The 16656-nt window shown below is 69.5% G+C and carries 12 protein-coding genes; 8 read left to right on the top strand and 4 right to left on the bottom strand.

The genetic code is table 11. From position 1 onward, the window contains the following. Positions 1-454, top strand: a 454-nt coding sequence (locus tag MJ777_RS18460; protein ID WP_239377277.1) for an SAM hydroxide adenosyltransferase, incomplete at its 5' end; no start/stop codon positions are given. 35 nt (positions 455-489) lie between these two features. Here the strand turns inward: MJ777_RS18460 and pucL are convergent. Then, entirely contained in the window at positions 490-1383 is an 894-nt protein-coding gene (gene pucL, locus MJ777_RS18455; protein WP_239377276.1) for a factor-independent urate hydroxylase, read from the bottom strand. Positions 1384-1995: 612 nt separating this feature from the next. Between pucL and MJ777_RS18450 the strand changes: the two genes are divergently transcribed. Together MJ777_RS18450 and MJ777_RS18445 are read left to right on the top strand one after the other, a co-directional pair. After that, positions 1996-3267, top strand: coding sequence for an Ig-like domain-containing protein (locus MJ777_RS18450; RefSeq protein WP_239310218.1), 1272 nt, complete (start codon positions 1996-1998; stop codon positions 3265-3267). Between the two features lie 35 nt (positions 3268-3302). Next, positions 3303-7115 (top strand): ABC transporter ATP-binding protein, encoded by a 3813-nt coding sequence (locus tag MJ777_RS18445; RefSeq protein ID WP_239377275.1) that lies wholly within the window; start codon positions 3303-3305, stop codon positions 7113-7115. 21 nt (positions 7116-7136) lie between these two features. On the opposite strand, the gene MJ777_RS18440 is transcribed toward MJ777_RS18445, so the two are convergent. After that, complete coding sequence (locus MJ777_RS18440) at positions 7137-7949, bottom strand: TetR/AcrR family transcriptional regulator (protein WP_239310215.1); 813 nt, start codon at positions 7947-7949, stop codon at positions 7137-7139. Positions 7950-8106: 157 nt separating this feature from the next. Here MJ777_RS18440 and MJ777_RS18435 point away from each other — a divergent pair, with 157 nt between their 5' ends. From MJ777_RS18435 to bfr, 4 genes are all read left to right on the top strand, one after another. After that, positions 8107-9006 carry a phosphatase PAP2 family protein gene (locus tag MJ777_RS18435; protein WP_239310214.1) on the top strand — a complete coding sequence of 300 codons (900 nt, stop codon included), beginning with the start codon at positions 8107-8109 and terminating at the stop codon, positions 9004-9006. A gap of 239 nt (positions 9007-9245) precedes the next feature. Next, positions 9246-10334: an OmpA family protein gene (locus MJ777_RS18430; protein WP_239310213.1), complete on the top strand. Its 1089-nt coding sequence runs from the start codon at positions 9246-9248 to the stop codon at positions 10332-10334. Between the two features lie 365 nt (positions 10335-10699). Beyond that, complete coding sequence (locus MJ777_RS18425; RefSeq protein ID WP_239310212.1) at positions 10700-10888, top strand: bacterioferritin-associated ferredoxin; 189 nt, start codon at positions 10700-10702, stop codon at positions 10886-10888. A 17-nt stretch (positions 10889-10905) separates the two neighbouring features. Continuing rightward, on the top strand, positions 10906-11376 hold the full coding sequence (bfr, locus tag MJ777_RS18420) for a bacterioferritin (RefSeq protein ID WP_239310211.1): 471 nt from the start codon (positions 10906-10908) through the stop codon (positions 11374-11376). A gap of 75 nt (positions 11377-11451) precedes the next feature. Here the strand turns inward: bfr and MJ777_RS18415 are convergent, their stop codons facing one another. Beyond that, on the bottom strand, positions 11452-12651 hold the full coding sequence (locus MJ777_RS18415; RefSeq protein WP_239377274.1) for a glycerate kinase: 1200 nt from the start codon (positions 12649-12651) through the stop codon (positions 11452-11454). 306 nt (positions 12652-12957) lie between these two features. On the opposite strand from MJ777_RS18415, the gene MJ777_RS18410 reads away from it, so the two are divergent. Beyond that, positions 12958-15153: a bifunctional diguanylate cyclase/phosphodiesterase gene (locus MJ777_RS18410; protein ID WP_239310209.1), complete on the top strand. Its 2196-nt coding sequence runs from the start codon at positions 12958-12960 to the stop codon at positions 15151-15153. 644 nt (positions 15154-15797) lie between these two features. Here MJ777_RS18410 and MJ777_RS18405 read toward each other — a convergent pair. Then, positions 15798-16656: energy-coupling factor transporter transmembrane protein EcfT (locus MJ777_RS18405; protein ID WP_239377273.1), on the bottom strand; the 859-nt coding region annotated here is incomplete at its 5' end.

Raw genomic sequence — 16656 nt, 5'->3', positions numbered from 1 at the left:
CGCCGCCACCGCGTCCGCCGCCACCGCGTCCGCCGCCACCGCGTCCGCCGCCACCGCGTCCGCCGCCACCGCGTCCGCCGCCACCGCGTCCGCCGCCACCGCGTCCGCCGCCACCGAGGTCGAGGTCGAGGTCCTCACGGTGGACACCTTCGGCAACGTCCAACTGGCCACGGCCGCGGGCCCGCTCGTCCCGGCGGGCGTCGTCCCGGGCCGGAATATCGAGATCACTGTGGGCCAGACGGTGGCCACGGCCCTGTTCGGGGCCACCTTTGCCTCGGTGCAGCCAGGAGATCCTGTTGTCTACGTGGATTCCGCGGGCCTTGTGACGATCGCGGTGAACAGGGGGAGCGCGGCTGCCCGGCTGGCGGTCACCGCGGGGGACATCGTCCGCTTGGCACCACTTCATGGCGACGTTCCCGGGGGCGGCAGCCCGGGGCTGCCGGCGGCGCGGTAAGAGCGACGTTCCCGCCGCCGGCAGCCCCCCATGGATCAGCAGAAGCCCGGGATCGTCAGCCAGGCCGGTCCCGGCGCGGGCGCGTCGTCGCGCAGCACGCTGCCCTCGATCTTCCCGTACGGCCGGTCTGCCGGTTGGTAGACGATGTCGGGGTTGTCCAGCCCGAGGGGGGTGAGATCAACCAGGAAGTGGTGCCGGTTCGGCATCGACATGCGAATCTCGGCGACGTCGGCGTGCGCGGCGAGCACCTCCCGGCCCATTGCGTACAAGGTCTGTTGAAGCGCGCGGCTGTGTACGTCCGCGAACGTCCGGAGAAGGATCTCCCGGATGCTCGCGAACAGGCTTCCGTACTCGATGTCCGTGGCCGCGTACCGCCACCGGACGGTGAGCTCGGTGGCGAGGACCCGGTCGTCCGTCTCAACCAGAGTCGTGTACTTGTCCCGGGCGAAGCCGCGAAATTCCGATCCGGTCGACTTGAGCAGGAGCAGGCCGCCAATTCCGGCTATGACATGGGCCCTGTCGCGGTCGACGGTGACCACGGCCGTCCGGTATTCACCGGCGGCCCGCGAGAAGGCGTGGTCAGATGTGCCGCCGGTGGTGCTGATCCGCTGCCAGCCGTGCTCCACGATCTCCATTCGGGCACTGGTCGTCCATACGTTGGATGCGACGAAATGCCGGGCGAGCCGCAGGCCGAACTCCTCGATCTCGCCGATGCCACCGTCGCGCGCAAACGCGTAGACGGTGTTTTTCTGGGTGTCGGTGGGCAGCACGTGGCTGTTGTCCCCGTCGAGATGCGCGCTGGTGAAGTCGCCCCGTAGCGCTGACGAGACGCTGATGTCCCTGAGCCGATGCGCCCGGGTCGAACGATCGATATGGACGAGCCTGACTTCGGCCTTTCCGTACTGGTTCTCGCCGAGAACGACTGCCATCGCGCCTCCAAGCCGGGCCGAGGAACGCCCCAACACCCCTGGGGCGGTGGGGACGCCGGAAAGCGAACAGGGAGATTGCCGGGCGGTGCGCCCGTGATCTCCCGTGGTGCGTCAACCTGGATCTGCCGCCGTGCCTGCCGTGCGGTGGTGCCCTGCCTGCCCTTCCTGCCTGCCTGCCGTGCCGTGGTGCCGTGTTATGCGCTGGCGCTGGGCGCTCGCGGTGGAACGTGCGTGTCCTAACCCTGTGTGACGCTACCGGTACTCCGATTTGGGTGACCAGCCCGCGTCGTTGATTCGCCGAACGCCGTGACGGGCATGAGCCAAAAAATCAGGTGCCGATCGGGCGCAACTTCTGGAAGTCCTCGAGCGTCGGATGGAAGGACAGGGGAGGGGTCGTGGATCGTTGCCAGTGGGTGCTACTCTCTGTATTCAATTGTTCTACGAATGGTTGTGGTCGTCCGTTTGACACCGGTCATTTTAATGATCAACAGGTCGTCTGTCGGCAATGCTGGGTACGGTCCGGCTGTGAATGAGCGGCGGTCACTGAAGATATGTCGGTCGTTGGTGCGGGCTTACCCCGTGCCGCGGGTGTTCGGATCACACGGACCGCTGATGTCGACCGTCGTCGCGGCGCTGCTCGCCGGGGCCGCCCTCATGTCATGTTCGCCGCCGGCTGCCGACAAACCGAAGGCCGGGCCGTCGGCACAGCCGGTGCCGACCGCGACGGCACCACAGGTTGTCATCACTCCCTCGGACGGCGCTGAGGCAGTCGCGGTCACCAGCACCGTGGTTGTGCGCAGCAGCGTTCCGCTACAGTCGGTAACCGCAATCCGGAACGCCAGCAAGTCCCAGGAAACCGCCGCGGGCGTTCTCCGGGGCGAGCTTTCCGCGGACGCCAGGACCTGGACGTCGACCGACGGGCTGTTCGCGGACACGCGGTACCAGGTGACCGCGCAGACGTCCGCGGCACCGGGCGGATCGGGTCCAACGGTCACCGGCGCGACTTTCACGACGGTTAATCCGGAGAAGTCCCTCAAGGTTTCCTGGGGGCCGGTCGACGGTCAGACCGTCGGCATCGGCACCCCGATCACGCTGACTTTCAGCGCGCCGGTCACCGACCGCGCAGCCGTGCAGCGGCGCCTTGCGGTCACCGCGAATCCACCGGTTGCCGGTGCCTGGAACTGGGCGTCCAGCACAGTGGCGCGCTGGCGTCCGCAACAGTACTGGAAGGCCGGTACCCGTGTGCACGTCGAGGCGCGCCTCGCCGGTTTCGACGCTGGTGGTAACCGGTTCGGGCTGAAGGACCGGACCATGGATTTCGTCATCGGGCCGGCTCAGATCAGCTATGTCGACGCGGCGGCGCACACCATGAAGGTGTATCGGGACGGCGTTCTACAGCGAACCCTGCCGGTAAGTCTGGGCAAGCCGTCGTCGCCGACCATGGATGGCCCGCACAATGTCATTGCCACCGCGCCGACGGTGATTATGGACTCCGCGACGGTCGGCATCCCCAAGGGGGACCCGGACTACTACTACGAGACCGTGCAGTGGAACGTGCAGTTCACCAGCGGTGGTGAGTACGTGCATTCGGCGCCGTGGTCGGTCGGCTCCCAGGGGGAGAACAACGTCTCGCACGGGTGTGTCAACGCGGCCCCGGCGGATGCCGAGTGGTTCTACCGGTTCAGTCGGCTGGGTGACATCGTCGACGTGCGCAACACCGGCCGCCCGCCGGACACCACGCAGCTGGGCAACGAGTGGTCGATCTCCTGGGAGCGCTGGAGCGCGGGCAGCGCACTGCCGCTCGCTGACACCCAGAGCACCGCCGGGCAGGCGCAGACCGATCGCGGCGCCGCGGCGGCGGCCCCGCCGACGGCGCGTTCCTGACAGCGCGGGCCGCCGGGACGCGATGATCTCCTGGGATGGTTGGGGAAGGTTGTCCCGCCCGCATCTCCCAGGAGGTCCGCGCGATCAGCAACCAATCCGAACCCGGTGGCGCTTCGCGGTCCTGGTGGGCCGGCGCCCCGTCCTCCCGGCAGCACTGGCTGCGCCGGTTGGCCGGCCACGTCCTCAGATACCGCCGCAACGCGACCCTGGCGTTCGGCGCCGCCGTGTTCGGCACCGCGATCGCCGCGGTCACTCCGCTGATCGAACGCGCGGTGATCGACAACGTTGTGGTCGCGCACAGGCAGCCGCTCGCGCCCTATGTCCTTGCGCTGCTCGCCGCCGGGGTGCTGCGTTTCGCCGCCGGGTTCGTCCGGCGCTACATCGGCGGCCGGCTGGCCCTCGACGTCCAGTACGACCTGCGGGACGCGCTCTTCACCGCGCTCACGCGCCTGGACGGCGTCCGTCAGGACGGCCTCCGGACCGGCCAGGTCGTCAGCCGGGCCAATTCCGATGTCACGGTCGTCCAGGGCCTGCTGGCGTTCCTGCCGCTGATGAGCGGGAACCTGCTGCTGTTCGTGCTCGCCATTGTGATCATGATGTTGTTGTCCCCGTTGCTGACGCTGCTCGCGCTCGCCGTCGGCCCACTGGTGATCATTATCGGGCTGCGGGCCCGGCGGACCGTCTTCCCCGCGACCTGGGCGGCCCAGCAGCAGGCCGGTGAGGTCGCGGCCGTGGTGGCGGAGGCAACTGCGGGCGTGCGGGTGGTCAAGGGCTTCGGGCAGGAGGAGCGGGAGCTGGCCAAGCTCGCCACGGCCGCCCGCGCCCTGTTCTCGCTGCGGATGCGTGCGGTCCGCTTCACCAGTCTGTACACCAGCGCGCTGGCGGCGGTGCCGGCGCTCGGGCAGGTGGGCATGCTGGCGCTGGGCGGATGGCTGGCACTGCGCGGCAGCATCAGCCTCGGCACCTTTCTGGCCTTCACCGCCTACCTCGGCGAGCTGGTTGCGCCGACCCGGATGCTGGCGGGTCTGTTGACCATCGGACAGCAGGCCAGAGCCAGCGCGATCCGGGTGTTCGAAGTCATGGACAGCCAGCCGGTCGTCACCGAACGGCCCGGCGCCCGCGACCTCACCCGGGCCAGGGGCTGCGTCGAGCTTGCCAACGTCACATTCGGCTACAGCCGGGACCGCCCGGTTCTTGACGGGGTGAGCCTGCGGATCGAACCGGGCCAGACCCTCGCGCTGGTCGGCGCCTCCGGGTCGGGCAAGTCGACGGTGGCGGCGTTGCTGTCCCGCTATTACGACACGGACACCGGCGCGCTGCGCCTGGACGGCCACGACATCCGGGAACTGGCTCTGCCATCACTGCGGGCGCAGATCGCGATGGTGTTTGAAGACAGTTTTCTGTTCTCCGACTCGGTTCGTGCCAACATCAGCTACGGGCGCCCGGACGCGGATGAGGCCTCGGTCGTGGCCGCGGCCCGCGCGGCCCACGCGGACGGCTTCATCCGCGCCCTGCCAGCCGGTTACGACACGGTCGTCGGTGAGCAGGGGCTCACCCTCTCGGGCGGGCAGCGGCAGCGGATCGCGCTGGCTCGCGCCCTGCTGACCGACTCGCCCATCCTGGTCCTGGACGACGCGACGTCCGCGGTCGACGTCCGGGTCGAGGCCGAGATCCACGCGGCGTTGCGAGCGAACACGCGCGGCCGGACCACGCTGTTGATCGCCCATCGCCGATCGACGCTGCAGCTGGCTGACCGCATCGCGGTACTCGACGCCGGCCGCCTGGTCGACATCGGCACCGATGAGGAGCTCTCCGCTCGTTGTGAGCTCTATACCCTCTTGCTGGACGGCCGGGTCCGCGAGCCGGCGGTGACCACTCCCCGGCCCAGGCAGGCACCCGCCACCGGCGTCGGCGGCCCGCGGCCCGTCCCGCTCGGGCCGCTCAGGCCGCGGCCGGCTGAGGCGTCCGGTGGCGGCGGGCAGCGCGTTCTCGGCGGCGTGGCCGGGGATATGCCCGCGACTCCCGAACTGCTCGCGCGGGTCGAGGCGCTCCCGCCGGCCACCGAGGCGGTGGGGGTGCGGATGGCTGACGCCGCCGCCGGCGACCCGGCTTTCTCCTTACGCCGTCTGCTGGGCGGGGTGCGCGCGCTGCTCGCCCTGGGCCTGCTGCTCGTGGTCCTGGACGCGGGCACGGGTCTCGCGCTGCCCGCGCTGGTGCGGCACGGAGTGGACGCGGGTGTGTCGCGGACCGCGGGAGCGGCGCTGGTCATGACGTCCGCGGTGGCGCTCGCCGTGGTTCTCACAGCCTGGGCGGTGCAGGTCAGCCAGGGCCGGGTGGCCGGACGGCTGGGTGAGCGCCTGCTGTTCACCCTACGGGTCAAGACGTTTGCCCAGCTGCAACGGCTCGGCCTGGACTACTACGAACGTGAGCTCTCGGGCCGGATCATGACCCGGATGACCACGGACGTCGACGCGCTGTCGACATTCCTGCAGACCGGCCTGACGACCGCGGTGGTCGGCATGCTGTCGTTCGTCGGTGTGGGGGTGGCGTTGGTGGTCCTCAACGCCCGGCTGGCCCTGGTCGTGCTGCCGATGGTGCCGGTCGGTGTCTTTGCCACGGTGGTTTTCCGTGCGAAGGCGTCGGCGGCCTACGTCGAGTCACGGGAGCGCGTCGCCGCGGTCAACGCGGCGCTGCAGGAGAACCTCGCCGGCATCCGGGTGGTGCAGGCCTTCCGCCGCGAGGGGCGCAACATCGCGGACTTCCGGGCGCTCGCTGAGCGTTACCGGGTGTCGAGGCTGCGTGCGCAACGCCTCATCGCACTGTACTTCCCGTTCATGGAGTTCTGCTCGGAGCTGGCCGCCGCGCTCGTTCTCGGTGCCGGCGCGGGGCTTGTCGCGTCCGGATCGCTGACGACCGGCGGGCTCATCGCCTATCTGCTCTACCTCGGCCTGTTCTTCTCACCCATCCAGCAGCTCTCCCAGGTGTTTGACGGTTACCAGCAGGCCAAGGTGGGTCTGCGCCGGCTGTCGGATCTGCTGCGCACACCTACCTCCACCCCGGCCCGGCCTGCCCCGGTGCCGGTGGGCCGGCTTTCCGGCGAGATCGAGTTTGTCGGTGTGTGCTTCCGGTACGCGGGCGCCGAGCGTCCCGCGCTGGACGGGGTGAACCTCCGGGTGGCCGCCGGGGAGACCGTCGCGCTGGTGGGTGAGACCGGAGCCGGCAAGTCGACCGTCGTCAAGCTGGCCGCGCGTTTCTACGACGCCACCGGCGGCGTGGTGCGCATCGACGGCACCGACGTGACCCGGCTCGACCTGGCTGGTTACCGCCACCGGCTGGGAGTCGTCCCGCAGGAGCCGTTCCTGTTCGCCGGGACGGTCCGGGACACGATCGCCTACGCCCGGCCGGATGCGGCGGACGCCGAGGTGAGGGCAGCGGCGCGGGCGGTTGGCGCACATGAGATGATCATGCGCTTGCCCGGGGGCTATCTGCACCGGATCGGCGAGAACGGCCGGGGCCTGTCCGCTGGGCAGCGCCAGCTGCTCGCGCTCGCCCGGGCGGAGCTCGCGGACCCCGACATCCTGCTGCTCGACGAGGCGACCGCCTCGCTGGACCTGGCCACCGAGGCCGCGGTCACCGAGGCGACCGACCGCGTCGCGCGGCGGCGGACGACCCTCGTGGTGGCGCATCGGCTGACCACCGCCGCCCGCGCGGACCGGGTCGTGGTGATGGCTGCCGGACGGATCGTCGAACAGGGCTCGCACGCCCAGCTGATAGGTGCCCAGGGCAGGTACGCGCGGATGTGGGCAGAGTACAGCGGTGCGGGCGCGCCGGCCGGTCAGCCGTTGTGATTCGAACGTAGGTTCGATACATTACTTATCCGATGTACCATGAACTGCCGTGACGAGGGGCATGACTATGCCATCCACAACATCGACTATGTATCCGTGGTCCAGGGGCTCACCCGAGATGAGGCAGCGGGCGAACAGCAGGGCTGGCCCGATCTCGTTGACCAGCGGCCATGGGGTGCCATGGCGGACGTCACCGCGCTTGATGGCCCGCTCCGCAATGGTCATCTGGACCGCCCGCCGCTGGTGCAGGAGAACGGCGCGCAGGGCGGCGGCGAGATCGGCGTGCCGGGTGAGCTCACCGACAAGGGTCGCGGTCACCGCGCCCTGGCGGCCGCGGAGCACGTCGGCGAATTCATGGAGCAGCAGGAGCTGGTCGTCACGAAAACTTCCGGTGTCCGGATCGGTGACAGGGCTGTGGCCGAGGCGTCGTACTGTGTCGATCACCAGGTCGAGCTTGCACGACCACCTGCGGTAGAGGGTGGCCTTGCCGGCGCGGGCGCTGGCTGCCACGAGATCCATTGTCAGCGCGCCGTACCCGTGTTCGGCGAGCAGTTCGACCACGGCGGTGTGGATCGCGTCTTCCAGGACCTCCCCGCGTCGCCGGGGGATGGCCGGTGCGTGCGGCGGCCGGCGCGGGCCGTTGGCCGCCGGCATGAAACCCGTTGCGGAAGGGGGAAGGGGTGATGATTGAATATCGGCGGATATCGTCACGGCCATCGGTTGGGCTACCGCGGACGCCGTCGTGGGCATCATCGAGGTGGGCGTCACCTCCTTGCCGTCGGCGGGCGTCGGATGCACCGCGCCGGGCGGTATGCCAGCTATCGGGTGCGTCATCGCTACCCCCGGGAACGAGCCGTTGTCGGTGCTGCGGTTGATTACGCAAAGGTACTTGACTGAACACGTTGAGCGAAAGATGGGGTGCCTGGGTAGGCAGGGGAAGGTCAGGAACCGGTCCACCGGATGGGCCAGGTCGAAGCCGGGGAGGTCGCGGGTGATCCGCATACGCCGCAGGTCGGACGGGCTGCCGGTGGTGTGGATCGAAGCCGTTATGATCATCGGTTTCTACTACACCTACACGGCGACCCGCGCGGTGGCGGACGGTTCCGTCAGCGACGCGCTCGCGGTCGGCCGGGACCTCCTGCGCATCCAGACGGATCTCCACCTCGACGTCGAGCTCGGGCTGAACCACTGGCTCCAGAGCATCCCCGTGCTCGCTGTGGCGAGCTGTTACTACTACGCGACCTTGCACTTCATCGTCACGCCCGCCACTCTCGTGTGGCTCTACCGCAGGCGTCCCGGGCACTACCTACGGGCCCGCTGGACGATCCTGTGCGCGACCGTGATCAGTCTGGTCGGGTTCATTGTGCTACCGACGGCCCCGCCGCGCCTGCTACCCGGTGCCGGCTTCGTCGACACCATGGCGTCGTTCCACAGCTGGGGCTGGTGGGGCGGCGGTTCCAGCGCCGCGCCGCGGGGGCTGGCCGGTCTTGCCAACCAGTTCGCCGCCATGCCGTCCCTGCACTGTGCCTGGGCGTTGTGGTGCGGCTGGTATGTGGCCAGCCTCACCCACCGCCGCTGGGTCAGGGCGCTCGGCGTGGTCTATCCGGGCACGACGGCGTTCGTGGTGATAGCCACTGCCAACCACTACGTGCTCGATGCCGTCGCCGGGTGGCTGGTGCTCGGCCTCGGGGCCCTGCTGGCGGTGGTCGTCACGCGACTGGCTCGCCAGCAAGGCCGCCACGACGGCCGCGCGGACCTGGTCGGCTCGCCGAGCGAGCCCGCGCGGCCCGGATCCGCATCCGAGCCCGAGCCTGAGCCCGCCGGAGCCGTCAGCGCGGGGCTGGGACAGCCGACGGCGCAGTGCCGGTCATACGGCCGGGAAGGGCGCTGAAACACGCCCCCGCCCGGCTCCCGCACCGCCTCCGCGACGGCCGCGGCCTGCGCCATCGCCGTTTGCGCAACGGCCGTTGCGTGGACCTACCCGGTGTATGTGGTGGGCGTCCCGATGTGCGACAGTTGACCCACGGCGGGGTTGTTCGCCGTACTTTTCTGGTCCGTTGGGCCGCCCGAAGGCATCGTGGCGGCGCGTCCTGAAGGCGTTCCAGCAGATTCCGCGCGGAGACCATTTCGATGTCCTTGGTCCAACTGGCCGCGCTACGGCGGCCTCATCCCGTTGTGTTTTTGTTCTCCCTTGTCGTCGCCTGGTTGCTGATTGGGCTGCTGGCATTCGGCCTGCGGCGCGGGCCGATCGAGAACGGGCTGTCCAGGCGGGCGGCTTCGGTGGTCCGCTCCAGCGGTCAGGCCGGGGCTGAGGTGACTTTCCGCGGTCAGGACGCGACCGTGCATGGGACGTTCCCCAGCGTGTCCGCCGCTGAAACGGCCCGCCAGGCTGTCGCGCGTATGTCCGGCGCGCGATCAGCGGCCCTGGCCGATGATGTTCAGATTGTGCCGGTGCCGGCCGCCGCCGCGAAGCCATTGGTGATCGATGTCAACGGAGGATCGCTCACCGTCACGGCGACCGTGCCGGGCCAGGATGCTCGGGAGCGGCTTCTGGGCGCGGCGGCCGCGGCGAGTTCCGGCACGTTGACCGGACGAGTCACGGTTGATCCCGACGTGGCCGCGCCACCGGTGACGATGCTGGCGGATCTGGTCCGTTCGCTGACAGCGGTGATTGGCGAACATCAGGTGACGATCATCGGTTCCACCGCTGTCGTCGAGGGGGCCGTGGCGGACGTGGACGAGCGCGCGCGCCTGGGTGCCGCGGTGCTTGCCGCGGTGCGTACCGCGCGGCCCGCGATCTCCCTCGACAATCGGCTGGCCGTGCGACCGGTGGCTCCTGATCCCGTCCGGCCGGGTGACGGTGCGGTCGACCGCCTCGCCGCTGCCGTGGCCGGGGGCCGGGTCACCTTCGCGACGGACAGTTCGGAGCTCACCGAGATCGATCGTGTTCGTCTCGACCAGATCGCGGCGGCGCTGCGTGACGGTGCGCTGGGAGTTCTGATTGCTGGTCATACCGACGCGCGAGGCTCCCAGGTGACCAACGCGGCCCTGTCGCTGGCGCGCGCCCGCGCCGCGGCCGCCTACCTGGCGAGTCACGGAGTCCCGGAAGGGCGGTTGCGGGCAGCTGGGTTCGCCGCCGATTATCCGGCGGCGACCAACGACACGGACGCCGGCCGTGCCGCCAACCGCAGGGTGGAGATCTCTCCGCTTGCGCCGTAGGCCGTGCTTGTGCGGTAGGCCGTGGAGTTGCCCGGCTATGGAGTTGCCCTGAGCAAAGAATGCCTGTCGGTTGGTAACCGTTGTTTTTGATCTTTTTGTATGGCAAGCTTTCGTTGAGAAATATTAGGGAAGGCTTAGCTAAGAACGCCCGGCAATAGAGGTGTGGATCAAGGAGCGGGGCTGGGCTGCGTGCCCCAGCCCCACGACACCGCGTCCCCTGCTGCCGGGCGCTCTGACCAAAAAGCTGTGGTCGACCTGGGAAGCTCTGGCCGAGTAATGAGCATTCGTGATCATCATCCCGGTTGCGCACGACCGCTTTCCGGATGACGCGGCGAACGGCTCCAGAACAGGTGTGGTGAGGTGCGGTGCTGGTCTGCTCATGCTTTGCTGTCAACGACCAGACGTTGCGCGGCGTGATCGAATCGGGCGCGCGTGACACGTGCGAGGTGGGTGCGGTCTGTGCGGCCGGTACCGGGTGCGGTGGTTGCCTTGACGAGATCGAGGAGCTGCTGACCGACCACCGTCGGGCCCGTCCGGTCGTCCAGTCGGGCTGAGACAGTGGAGGTTCCAGGTGAGGGGCGACCCGGAAATTGTCGAACTACTCAACCGTGTGCTCACCAATGAACTGACAGCTGTCAACCAGTACTTCCTGCACTCGCGGATGCAGGTCAACTGGGGATATCACCGGCTCGGCAAGCACACCTACGACGAGTCGATCGACGAGATGCGCCATGCGGACAAACTGGTGCATCGGGTGCTCTACCTCGGCGGTGTCCCGAACCTTCAGCGACTCAACACGCTGCGTGTCGGTGAGACCGTTGCCGAGCAGCTGAACTCCGACCGGACCCACGAGATCGAGGCATGCGGCCTCCTGCGTGCTGGAATCGTCCTGACCCGCGCCCGCGACGATGTGGGCTCAGCCGTCATCCTGGAGGACATCCTCGTCTCCGAGGAGGACCACATCGACTGGCTGGACGCCCAGATCGAACTGCTTGCCCAGCTCGGTGAGGCGCATTACCTCGCACAGCAGATCCACGAGTGACCAGTGGCGGGCCCCGCGCCGGGGCCTGGCGTGGCCTGGGCGCGGCGAGCTGGGCACACGTCCCAAGCACAGGCGTCAGGGGAGCACAAGGCGGACAGCTTCGGCGCTGGCGCGTCGTAGTGCCCTGGCCGCCTCGGCCCGGCTGATCAACGCGGGCGCTCCCGTCATCCCGCGGGCGGCCGCGCCAGCGGGCACCGGCTGGGCGCTGAAGACCCCTGTGAAGCCGGCCTCCCGCCAGGCACTCGGACTGACGTTCACCTGCCCGCAGACCGCGATCACTGGGACCCCGGCTGCCTGGGCATGTCTCGCGACGGCCGCCGGAGCTTTGCCCCGCATGGTCGAAGCATCCAACGCGCCTTCGCCGGTGATCACGAGATCGGCGCCGTCCAGGGCCGCGTCGAAGCCGGCGAGATCGAGCAGCAGTTCGGCACCGGCCTGTACCCGCGCGCCCAGAAAAGCCATCGCGCCGAAGCCGAGACCGCCGCCCGCGCCCGCGCCCGCGCTCGCGCTCGCGCTCGCGGCGACCATGGCAGCTCTCGCCGACAGGCCCAGGACACCCCGAGGCCGTGCGCCAAGCCGGTCGACGAGCGTGCGCAGCCCGTCCTCGAGAACGGCCACGTCCGCCGGCCCCGCGCCCTTCTGCGGGCCGAAGACCGCCGCCGCTCCGTGCGGCCCGAGCAGCGGGTTGTCAACGTCAGCCGCGACAGTGATCTCGGCTTGGGTGATCCGTGGATCCAGGCCGCCGGTATCGATCATGTAAAGATGGCGCAGGGCCGCGCCGCCGGGCGGCAGGATGCGCCCGGTCCGGTCCAGGAACCTGATGCCGAGCGCGGACAGCATCCCGGTGCCGCCGTCGGTCGTCGCGCTCCCGCCCGCCCCGAGCAGCAACCGCCGGGCGCCGGCGTCCAGGGCCGCGCGCACCAGCTCACCGGTACCGGTAGTGGACGCTGTCAGTGGCTCGTGCCGTCCCGGCGGCACGAGCCGCAGGCCGGAGGCTTCGGCCATCTCCAGCACCGCGGCGTCATGGCGAACGGCGAACGCCGCGCGCACCGCGGTCCCGAGCGGCCCGGACACGGTGGCCTCATGGCGGGTGAAGCCCGCGGTGAGCGCCGCGGCCACGGTCCCGTCGCCGCCATCGGCCACCGGGCGCATGAGGATGTCCGCGTGCCGGCAGGCGTCGCCGACGCCGTCAGCGATGGCGTGGGCCGCCTCGTTCGCGGTCAGCGTGCCTTTGAAGGCGTTGGGCGCGACAACGATCCGCGTGACCGTGGGCATACCCGCATACTCCCGCCGCGCCGCGCGGCGGACGCACTGGGGCGTGTTGCGACAGTCATCTGTCCGGCTCCCGCCGCCAGGCGGCTCCCGGCCGTGTTCTCGGACGAACCGATACAACGCGTCCGCTATCGATGTGCCCCGCAGCCTTGCCAGGGGCCGCCTGGACGCGGCTCCCTGACCGAAACCACGACGCGCGACAGGCTCTAACGTTCTGTGCTCACCCGATTGCCACTACACTCGGCACGCGATCTGGAAGTAGCGTGACGGCCGGGATCTGCACGGGGCTGACATGCGCGAGGAGGTGCGTTGGTCGCGAGCGTGGTCGGCTTGGTGGCTGACGTGGTGTCCACCGGGCTGCTGGTGGTGACGTCCGACAGCCGTGTGGTCTGGGCTAATCGGGCTCTGTTCGCCCTCGTGACGGGCGCCGCAACGGTGCCGGAGGAGACAGCGGCGCCGGGCCCGGCCGGTCTCGGCGCGTTCAGACGCGCTGGTCCTGGTTCCGTCGACCCGGTCGACCTGGTTGCGGCTCGCCTTGCCGTGGCCGAGGCCGGGCTGCCATTGGCGCGGGTCGTCCCGGACGACGAGCCCCGCGCGGCTAGCTGGCAGGCGCCGGACGGTAGCAGCCGTTGGCTGGAGATCCGTTGCCGTGCGTTTGCTGACGGTGATCCCACCTGGGGCGGCCAGTTCGGCGCCGAGGGCTACCTTCTCTACGAGATTGTCGACAACACCGCGCGTCACCATGAAGAGGAGGTCGCGGGGCTGCGCGAACGCTGGCTCCGCCATGTCGAGACGATCGCCCGGACGGGTATCTGGGAGTGGGACCTGGTCACCAACGAGGTGGCATGGTCTGACGAGCTTCTCGCCATGTTCGGCTACCCCACGGACACCTATCTCGACTACGACACCTACCGGTCGCTGATACATCCGGACGACGTGACGAGGGTGGAAGGAGTTCTGGAGCAGGCGATCGCCGAGGTCAGCCCGTTCGAATTCACCCACCGTATGTACTTCGCCGACCGGGCCACCGAGTGCGTGCTCGAGTGCCACGGCGACGTCCTCACCGATCACGCGGGCACGCCAATCCGGATCATGGGCACGGCGCATGACGTCACCGAGCTGATCCGGGCGCGCCGCGAGCTCGCCCAGCTCACCACGCATGACCCGCTCACCGGGTTGCGTAACCGGCAGGCGGTGACCGGGCTGCTGGCCGAGCGGATCGCGGGCAGCGCGGGCAGCGCGGGCAGCGAGCGGATCGACGCCTCGCCGAACGGGAGTGCCCCGGCCGGGACGTTGCTCTTGATCAATATTGACAACTTCAGGGACATCAATGACACGCGTGGCCATGCCGTCGGCGACGCGGTGCTGCGAGCCCTGGCCCAGACCGTGGCGGAGACGCTGCCCACATCGGTTCTCGGGCGGCTCGGCGGCGACGAGTTCGTGGTGATTCTCGAGTCCGCCAACGGCCCGGACGGACTCGGTGTCGCCGATACTCTGTGCGCGAAGGTCGCGCGGCACGCCATCATCATCGATGATGTCACGATCCGTGTCACGATCAGTATCGGCGTCCTGCCGCTGTCGTCCGCGACCGACAGCGACACCGCGTTGGCTCGTGCCGGCCTCGCCCTGCGTGAGGCCAAGGATGCCGGCCGTGGCCGCGCGCGGCTGTTCACAGCGGAGCACTATGAGCATGTCGACCGGCGGATCTCGCTGGCGCGGCGGGTACGCGACGCGCTCGACGGGGGGCTGATGGCGTTGGACGCGCAGCCCATCGTCGACCTGACATCCCGCGAAGTGCAGGGATACGAACTGCTGCTACGGCTGCGCGACGGCCGGCAGCCAGAGCTGGCCCCCGCCGAGTTCATGAGCGCGCTCGCCCACAGCGACCTCACGCTGGCTCTGGACCGCTGGGTGCTGCGGCAGGCGGTGGCGGCGCTCGCTTCCGCCACCGCTCGCCGGGAACGGCTTCGCCTGCATGTGAACATCTCCGGCCGGTCGGTCGCGGACCCTGAGTTCGGCCAGTTCGTCCTTGGGACACTGCGTGCGGCCCGGGTCGATCCATCCCAGCTTGGTCTTGAAATCGCCGAAAGCGTCGCGGTGGTCAGCCTGGACGCGGCACGCCAGCTTGCCGAGACCCTCACCGACGCGGGCTGCCGGTTCACCCTGGACGACTTCGGCGCAGGCGTGGGCTCGTTCGTCTACCTGCGCAACCTCCCCTTCACCAATGTGAAGATCGACGGCGATTTTCTCCGCCAGGTGGATACGTCGCCAGCGGACACCGTCTTGGTGGACGCGGTGGTACGGGTCGCGCGCTGTCTCGGTATGTACACCATCGCCGAGAACGTCGACCGTGAATCCCTGGCACTGGCACTGCGTGATCTTGGAGTGGACTACGCGCAGGGGTTTCTCACCGGTCGTCCCCGGCCATTGACGGATCTGCTTGCCGAGGTCCCCTATGCGGATCCCGAAACGCGCGAGGTCAGCCTCAACGGTTTTCTCGGCTAGCTTGCCAGCGGGTACCCGTGCAGCACACGGCGCTGGATGAGTGCGTTGACGCACGGTGCGTGCCTTAGAGCGACCGGCAATAGGGGCGCGGTGCCGCGTCCTGTGTTGCCGGGCGCTCTTAGGAGCGCCCGAGGACAGGACTATCCGGCTCGCGGCTCATCCGCGTCCCGCCCGGCCGCGTTGTCGTCCGTCGGCGCCCAGCACCAGGGCGCCTTCCTCCTCCGCCTTGCCGGACCGGGCGCGGATGAGCCGCTCACTGATCGAACGCCCTATCCTCGGGCGCTCTCCGTGGTTGCCGCCGGAAGTTGTTCGGGATATGTCGGATGCCGGGCGCGGGCCGCTCGGCTGCTGTTCACCGTCGTAGCGAATCCTCTGGGCGTGGGTGTCGTCGTCCCAGGGCCGCACGCGGTCCCAGGGCCGCGCGGAGGGAGAACAACGATGTCCGAGGTCATCCTCAGTGTTGTCGTGGACGTGCTGGGAGCGATCGCCGTCGCGCTCGTTTCCGCGCTGGTACAGCGTTGGCGGCGCCCGCTCGCGCCGACGTCCTGAACTGGGCCGCCGGCTGCGGGAACCGGCGGCAATATGATCGTTTTGCCTGGGCCGTGGCCAGCTCGGTGATACGGCTCAGACCGGGCGATGGCCGGTCAGATCAGTATCACCGCGGCGAAGAGCCCCGCCATGGCCGCGAGCGCGGCGGCGTCCGCGCGCCGGGGCCTCGCCGGCTGGTGCGAAACCGCACCGAACCCGCCCCGGGCGGTGATCGCTTCGGTCATTTCCGCGGCCCGTCGCAGGCAGGTGACGATCGCGGTGCACAGCAGCTCGGTCGTGTAGCGCAGCTGGCGCGCCAATGCCGCCGGCCGGCGTGGCCGGGCCGGCCGGCTGGCCGTGCGTAGCCGGCGAACCGCGAGCAGCGTACGGATTTCCTCAACCAGCAGCGGTAGACAACGGATGGCCAGCGCCACCGTTGCCACCCATTCATCGACCGGTAGCCGCAGTCTGCGCAATGGCGTCATCAGCCGGTCCAGCGCGGGTGCGACATCCGACAGCGGCGTCGTCCAGCCGAGCAGCGCGGCGGTGGCGAACATGGTCATGGAGACCGACGTCAGCCGGAGCCATTCCAGTACTCCGCCGAGCGACACCCGCATTCCCGCGACGGCCACGAACGGTGCCTCGCGCGACTGCATGGTGAGCGCGGCGCCGATCAGCAGGCCGTACCAGGACCAGCGGGGAAGCCTTGGCGCCGCGCCCGGTGGGATCCGGGCGACCAGCATGCACAACCCGACGAATCCCGCGACCAGACCGATCACGGGCCACGACGGCCGCAACGCGACGAGCAGCCCGAGCGCGGCCATCATGATTATTTTTGTGCCCGCCCACAACCGGTGTACCGGGCTCGTACCGGGGATGTACCGCAGCAGGTTGGGCTCGCTTCGGCGGGCACGTGCGGCTGACCGCCGCCGGGACAGCCGGCCCCTGTGCCGGGGCGCGGCGGGTGCGGGCGGC

It is taken from the genome of Protofrankia sp. Cj5, assembly GCF_917627405.1.
Lineage (GTDB): Bacteria > Actinomycetota > Actinomycetes > Frankiales > Frankiaceae > Protofrankia.
The sequence above is the reverse complement of the archived record's forward strand: the minus strand, read 5'-3'. Positions and strand labels throughout refer to the sequence as shown.